General features: G+C 40.7%; 2 protein-coding genes and 1 pseudogene. 1 reads left to right on the top strand and 2 read right to left on the bottom strand.

From position 1 onward, the window contains the following. Window positions 1-106: 106 nt before the first annotated feature. A pseudogene (locus H6G86_RS33295) lies at window positions 107-433 on the top strand (GMC oxidoreductase); the annotation flags it as partial. A 437-nt stretch (window positions 434-870) separates the two neighbouring features. Here the strand turns inward: H6G86_RS33295 and H6G86_RS33290 are convergent. Together H6G86_RS33290 and H6G86_RS33285 are read right to left on the bottom strand one after the other, a co-directional pair. Then, window positions 871-1,044 (bottom strand): hypothetical protein, encoded by a 174-nt coding sequence (locus H6G86_RS33290; RefSeq protein WP_190937914.1) that lies wholly within the window; start codon window positions 1,042-1,044, stop codon window positions 871-873. Window positions 1,045-1,413: 369 nt separating this feature from the next. After that, window positions 1,414-7,371 (bottom strand): hybrid sensor histidine kinase/response regulator, encoded by a 5,958-nt coding sequence (locus H6G86_RS33285; RefSeq protein WP_190937913.1) that lies wholly within the window; start codon window positions 7,369-7,371, stop codon window positions 1,414-1,416. Window positions 7,372-7,692: the final 321 nt, after the last annotated feature.

Below are 7,692 nucleotides of genomic sequence, written 5' to 3'. Positions count from 1 at the left end.
TGTTAATACTGCTTAAAAAGTATAAATAAATTTATACTACTGGGAAAATGATTTAGTGATCGCTTGTTTTTTACTGGATCTGACGAAACCGCATAGCTCCCCCACTGCCTTTGATGACTTCCGAGGTGAGGAAGTTGCTCCCGGTGCTGATGTAACTAGTGATGAAGCACTTGAAGCTTACGTCAGAGAAACGTGTGATACTATATGGCACCCAGTTGGCACTTGCAAAATGGGAACAGACTCTGATTCAGTAGTAGATCCTGAACTGCGGGTATATGGAATTGAAGGGTTGCGTGTCGTGGATGCTTCAATTATGCCAACCATCACCACGGGAAATACCAACGCACCCACAATTATGATTGGCGAAAAGGCAGCCGATTTAATTAAAGCAACTTATCAAGTTTCCAAGCAAGCGTCTTTAACAAGTGCATAGATGTAGAGCGTTGAAGAGGTTGCAGTCTTCTCTACGAGACGTTCCGCGAAGGGGGTTTATGTCGATTGCATTAGCGAAGCGTTAGCGACGTTAGGAGCGTCACCCCTGAACCTGAAGGGCTTGTTATTAGACATCAGGCTACGCCTATGCTCATCAAGTTTACGTATTTTAATAATTACTATCAGATGAGAGTTTGATGAACAAATACTTTATGGCATAAGTACAAGCGATCGCTCAATTGAAATTTGAGCAATACGTGCAAAGGTAAGCAAGGGTGATAGTACTTAAGAGTGGTGTAAATTATTCTGTCTGATCGTCTGCGGCTCGAAAATTTTTACCCGATGCCGATAATTAAAATCCACCTGTCCTTAACCAGAGTACTTCCCAAAAAGAGAGATAAAATAACAATGTTTATTTGAAGTCGCCTCAGACTTCAGCTACTTCAGTCTAGAACCGCCTGAACTACCTGAAGTCTGCGGTGGAGGATCGTCAAAATTATTGTCCTTTTGGGCTAAAGCTATTTCGGGGATAAATAATAGTAAGCAAAGGGCAATGTAGGTAACGATGTTTTTCCGAAAACATTTCTGTAAAAGGCATAATATTTGAGCCATGTTTCTCCTCCTAAAATAAATTAAGGCGTTGCTGATGAAATTTGAATTTCAGGTGTCCCTTGACTCGATAGCCTTAATTTATAGGAAACAGATATTACCCACATCGAATAGATGTCATGGGAAGACCATGACATCTGTCATCAGTTCATGAAAAAATCACAGTGTGTTTCAAACGAGTATGATTTGATAAAGCACTAACCAGTTATAAAATGCTCTGCCCCAAAAGTGCGGGAACGCGCTTGAGCAAAAGAGGTGACATACCGTGAAAAGTCAATACAAATTGCACATAAGTGGCGAGTGCAAGTAAACACAAAATTTAGCTGACAAGAAATCCGGGCTGGGGTGTGCTTGATGCTGGGGAGTATTGTTCTAGTCTGGTTGAGTTAAAGCGACAATTTCTTCAAAACAAAAGTTATCGACCAGATCAGTAAGGCTTGAGGCAATATCAGCATGATTATGGGAAATTTGCTCAATGATTTTCAGAATTTGCTTGCCATCCACCCGTTTAGCAGAAGAATGCAACTGTTCAACTAAATCAACCCCCAAAGCATTTAAAGCACTGGGAGTTAAAATATCTGGCTTGTTTTGAGTTGCAGGTGGTGTGTTAACTGCTTCATCATAGATATATAGCACACCAAGATGCTGAGATATAGTATTGAAAATATCAGCCTCTTGGAATGGCTTACGGATATAGTCATCACAACCAGCAGCTAGGATTTGGGCCCGCTCTGACTCTAAAGACGAGGCAGTTACAGCCACAATCTTTGTAGCAATACCAGCGGTAGTGGATTTAATCCGTTTTGTAGCTTCCAGGCCATTCAGTATTGGTAGCCGCATATCCATAAATATTAAGTGCGGCGAATATTTTTGCCAAACTTCAATTGCCTGTTGACCATCAGTTGCTTGTTGCAGTTCAAAACCAAAAGGAGAAAGTAATTTCATCAGTAGTTGGCGACCTTCGGGCAGGTCATCCACAATTAAAAGGCGATAGTTAGGCTGATTTGGTTGTAGCGCCAAAACGCGACGAGTTGATTGTGGTGCTTGGGTTTGGGGAATTTCAACTGAAGATACGCAAATATCAAACTTGAAGACACTGCCGTACCCCACAGAAGAACTAACAGTAATGTCGCCTCCCATCAATTGTACAAACGAGCGAGCGATCGCCAATCCTAAACCAGTCCCTTGTTGCGATTGAATACCAGTTTGAGTTTGTACAAAGGCTTCAAATAGCTGCTCTAACTCCTTAGTGTTAATACCAACACCAGTATCTTCAACTTCAAAGTGGATTTTCTCTTGTCCGTTATCTCCGACTAATAATTCATCTAGCAAAACTGATACTCTCACCAACACACCCCCTGATTTGGTAAACTTGAGGGCGTTGGAGAGCAGATTAATCAACACTTGACGTAGTTTGACCTCATCTGTACAGATAAGTTGTGGCACTTCCGGTTGCAACTCAAAACGCAAGTATAAATCTTTATCTTTGGCTTTAAGTTGGAACATATTCTCCAATTCACTCAGTAAGCGATGAAGATTGAAAGATGTTTCATTAAGTAGTGTCCGTCCCGCTTCGATTTTAGATAGTTCTAGAACTTGGTTAATCAGAGTCAGCAAATGTTCACCGCTGCGGTTAATTATATCTAAATATTCTTGGGATTCTTGAGACAATTCATTTGAGCGATTCAGCAATTGGGAAAAGCCCAGAATCGTATTTAAGGGAGTCCGAAGTTCATGGCTCATGTTTGCTAAAAAAGCGCTTTTAGCAAGATTTGCAACTTGTGCTTGCTCTGTAGCTTGGGCAAGTTGAGCAGTGCGCTGTTGTACCTTTTGTTCTAATTGGGTGTAGAGGGTGGCATTTTCAATTGAGATTGCCGCTTGAGAGGATAACAAATTTAGGACTGATAAACGCTCTTTTGTAAATGCCCCAACTGTCAAATTATTTTCTAGGTAAAGAATGCCAATCAACCTACCACCGTTGAGCAGTGGAGTACACAAAATCGATTTGGTTTGATGTGCCTCAATATAAGGCTCACTAGTAAAGTTGCCCTCATGTGTTGCATCATTTAAAACTACATTTTCATGGGTGCGTGCAACATAGTTAATGATAGATAAAGGTAGGCAATCATCAATGCAGATTGACTGCAAAACACTCACTTGTTCATCATTAACCTTGCCAACAGCTTCAATTAGCAATTGTCCTTCAGCTTCTAAAAGCAAGTAACCCGTTTGCGCCCCGGCATTCTCAATTAAGATTTTCATCAAAGCTGCGAGTAACTTCTCAAGAACTATTTCACCGGAAATTGCTTGTGATGCTTTGATGACTGTAGCTAAATCCAAATCTTTGTTTGAACTATTGTCAGTTGTCGTAACAGGAGTTTTGGTATCTCTGTGTATAGTAATGCTCCTCCCTGCTGATGAAGTAGTCAGAAGATGTGGATATCTGGTTTCTAAATCTTTAACTTTGGCGCTTGCTCCCCAGCGCTTATAGCAATAGTGTGCTTCTTTCATATAAGTAGAAGCAAACTTTGAGAAGCCACGCGATTCATAAAACTTGGCTGCTAATTCATAAGCTAATGCTTCTTCTTGGATATATTCGTTCTCACAAGCTCCAATAATTGCTCGTTCATAAAACTCTTCAGCCTCAAAGATATTGCCCAGGACTCTGAGTTTTTCTGCTTGAACCAAATCGTATTTATGCTGGAAATTCATGGGAGCATGGTGTGCCCACTTCTGCATTTTTTCTTGATTACTGTTCACCTTGAGGAGTAACTTTTCTTGTTCTACACTGGAAATAGATGGAAATATCGCCAGACGAGCCAGAGAATCATAGAAATAGAATATAGGGACGTTTAGCGCTCCTGTCGTACCATCCAAATACTGTTCGGTATATCTGGCATTTTCTACGGCTTTATTAAACTCTTCAAATAGATAGCAGAGGATAAGCTTATGGCTATAAAGGTAATGAATTGTAGTTCTGTCATTGGCAGCTAAATAAAGAGGCAGCATTTTCTTTTCGTTGTATACTTCTCCTTGTAGGTGGCAGGGATTTTCAACCCTTCCAAGTAAATTAAGAACTACTTGATGATCGACTTGATTCTGAGTTAAGACATTTTCCTGCCCCAATTGAGCTATAGCATGATGACAGAAAGCAAGCTCCCGTTCCAACTTCGCCAGTTCTAGACCACTGAAGTATGAATATTCACCTTTAGTCCTTACGGCATAGCTAGCATATTCAAAATCTCCATTTTCTATGCCGCTAAAGTAAGATTCTTCATAAAGTGATAAAGCCTCTTTTACATGATGTTTTATATGTGTTATGAACTTTGCAACTATAAAGTTTATCTTACACTTCTGTCCTGTATAATTGAACCTATCAATCAGATTTAAAGCCAATTCACCAAATTGATAAGCGGTTTCAATATCAATATCATTGGCTACCCCACTTAAAATGAGTCCGTAACCAGCATAAGTAAAAGCAGAAAAGAGAGAGTTACCATACTCAAGCAATAAGTTTATCTGTTCGCACAGAATCAGTGGTAGCAATATCGGTGCAGCTTGATAGGTAGCACCGCCTATACTACATGAGATCCGCATGGCTGCAAGTTTGTATTTATCTGTCATCACAGGCAAGCTAATCAAGTCCCCTATACTCTTCCCCCTCAAAGCAGCTCTTGTTTCTTCCAACTTCTGCTGAACATCCAGATGAGTAGGCAACTGAGGGAAACTCACCCCCAACTGTTCGAGAACTTGTAGCCCTATCTTGACAGCTTCGAGTCTGTTACTCTGCGCGATGCAGGTTAGAATTTTGACCTCATAAACTTTCACTTTGTCCAGAACAGTCTTGGCTTGTTCCAAGACAACCGTTGCCCATTTCTCCATTTCATCGAAGTCACTGCACAAGTATGCTGCTTCTGCTGCTTCCTCATGCAGAACTAAGCTGAGATCGTATTGATATTGCCAACTATCTACGATCAGCAATTTTATCCCTGTAGTCAGATATCTCAATGTGGCATTATAAGCTGTCGCAGCTTTTGCTCTCTTTGCTGCAATCAAATTTAACTGTGCGATCGCTTCTCGTTCTGCTGGCTCAATCACCAGTGCAATACTGAGGTTAAGATGATCAACGATCTCAAAGACATTTTCCGATAAAGTTTCGCTTGCTTGCTGCCACAGATTGCGACCGATTTGTAAGTGAAGGATTTGTTTTTGATTTTCCCCAATCAGAGCATACGCCGCTTGTTGAATGCGGTCATGCAAGAATTTATAATCCTGAATTAATAGTTGAGCATCTAATTCGGATATGGGTAGGATGACTCCTGCGTGAACTGCTTCAACTAACGCGGGGTAAAGTTCATCTGGTGATTTTTCACAGATAGTAGCGAGGATGCTTAAATTGAAATTAGCACCAACACAAGCTGCCAAACTTAATAGATTCTGCGTTGATTGTGGCAGTTGCTTGAGCTTGCCAATCATCAACTCCACCACATTGTCAGTTATATCCCTGGCATGAATTTGAGCGATATCCCATTGCCAGGTGCGACTCGCAAAATCAAAACTCAGCAGATTTTCAGCGTACAGAGTTTTGAGAAACTCATTCACAAAGAAGGGATTTCCATCAGTTTTATTTATTATTAACTCTGCTAAAGGTTGAACCCAAGCAGTGCCACTATGTAATGTATCGGCAATTAATTGAGCTACAGCCTCCAACCCTAAAGGCTCTAAAGTAATCTGATCAATTGTTGTCCCCGCTTTTTTCAACTCCTCCAGAGTGATTGTTAATTGATGAGTTGAGTTAACTTCCTCCTCCCGATACGCTCCAATCAAAAACAAGTATTGTGATGAGCGATCGCTCATCATCAACTCAATTAACTTCAACGTTGCTGAGTCTACCCACTGCAAATCGTCCAGAAAGATAACTAAAGGATGTTCTTTTGCACAAAACACCCGAATGAACTTTTGAAAAACCAAATTAAAGCGGTTTTGAGCTTCAGTTGCCCCAACTTCTGGGACTGGTGGCTGTTTGCCAATTATTAGTTCGACTTCAGGAATCACATCAATAATTACTTGCCCATTCGCACCCAAAGCTGCTTGAATGTTTTCTCTCCACTGTTGTAAACAAGCTTCTGGTTCACTCAGCAGTTGCCGCACTAATGAGCCAAAAGCATTAACAATTGCAGAGTAAGGAATATTACGCCCAAACTGGTCAAATTTACCTGTAATAAAATAACCGCGCTTAGAGGTTATAGGTTTATAAATTTCTTGGACTAGAGCTGATTTACCAATGCCAGAATAGCCTGTGACAAGCATCATCTCACTTTGAGGCTTGCAGTTGGCAGATGCATCTACTAATGAACTTGACCCTGTAATGATTCGCTCAAACGCCTCCAATAACGTCTCAACTTGGGTTTCACGCCCATAAAGTTTTTGCGGAATCTGAAACTTATCATAAATATCGTGACTACCTAATTTGAACGCTTCCATTCCACCTGTGTTTTCTAGCTGATGCAGACATTCTTCTAAATCTGCCTTAATTCCCCAAGCGCTTTGATATCGTTCCTCCGCATTTTTTGCCATTAATTTCATAATGATGCTAGAGACAATTTCAGGTATCTCTGCATTCATCTGGTGGGGTGGAACAGCCTCAAGAGCAATATGACAATGCACCAATTCCAGTACATCTGTTGCTACAAATGGTAATTGCCCAACTAGTAGTTCGTAGAAGGTTACTCCTAGTGAGTAAAAATCCGTGCGGTAATCCAGCATCCGGTTCATTCTCCCGGTTTGCTCCGGCGAGATATAAGCAACAGTGCCTTCTAGAACACTAGGGTTTTTAAAACTTGGATCTGTGCGGGCAAATCGCGTCGCGATCCCAAAATCGATAATTTTCACCGTCCCAGTAGCTCTGTTGAGAACGATATTACTGGGGTTAATGTCCTTATGAATGACATTGCTGCTGTGAATATTACCCAATATCTCTGTGACTTGAATCGCCAAACGTAAGAAATCAGCCAAGGGCATCGGGCTAAATCCAGGCAATTGTGAACACAATTTTGCTAATGACTCCCCGCCAAAATCTTCCAACAGCATCACGAGTGTTCTTTGATATTCTTGGATGCTATAAACTTTTATCACTCCTTTTATATCCAAAGAACGAGTGATCTCATATTCCTGTTTGTAGCGGGTAAGTTCCCCAGGGGTGGGATAATCCTGTTTAAGGACTTTCAGGATGATTGGTGTATTACTTAACTTGCTTACCCCTCGGTACACAACTGAATTCGCGCTTAAGTATATTTGGGAGTGAACCTCAATGTTTGGGAGAGTAATCATCACGCTGTACCTCGGTTCAATTCCACACACAAGATCCAAAATCAACAAGGCTTAACGATTATTCTTCAACTTTCTCTAGTAAAAGTCAATTTGCACCCGGTCGGATTCAACAAAAAGTTAATCAACTCGCAAGTGACAAATGTAATGGTCTCGACATGACATTTATTAGATGTCGGCAAATATTTATTTAGGCTAATTTAGAGCTATCGATTCAGGGAGAAATCAAATCCAAACTACCTTACCACAAAAACTTCTACAACAAACTTTCATGAGTTTTAAAATACAAGGAATAATCAAATTAGACTTTTTTACGTCATGACT

Origin of the sequence: Nostoc sp. FACHB-133 (genome assembly GCF_014698055.1) — a bacterium.
Lineage (GTDB): Bacteria > Cyanobacteriota > Cyanobacteriia > Cyanobacteriales > Nostocaceae > Nostoc.
Note: the sequence above shows the minus strand (reverse complement) of the source record. Positions and strands in the feature narration are given on the sequence as shown.

What these genes read in the sequence shown, in the direction of transcription:
- H6G86_RS33290 (WP_190937914.1), bottom strand. Translation starts at nt 1,044, where the DNA reads ATGGCTCAAATATTATGCCTTTTACAGAAATGTTTTCGGAAAAACATC.
- H6G86_RS33285 (WP_190937913.1), bottom strand. Translation starts at nt 7,371, where the DNA reads ATGATTACTCTCCCAAACATTGAGGTTCACTCCCAAATATACTTAAGC.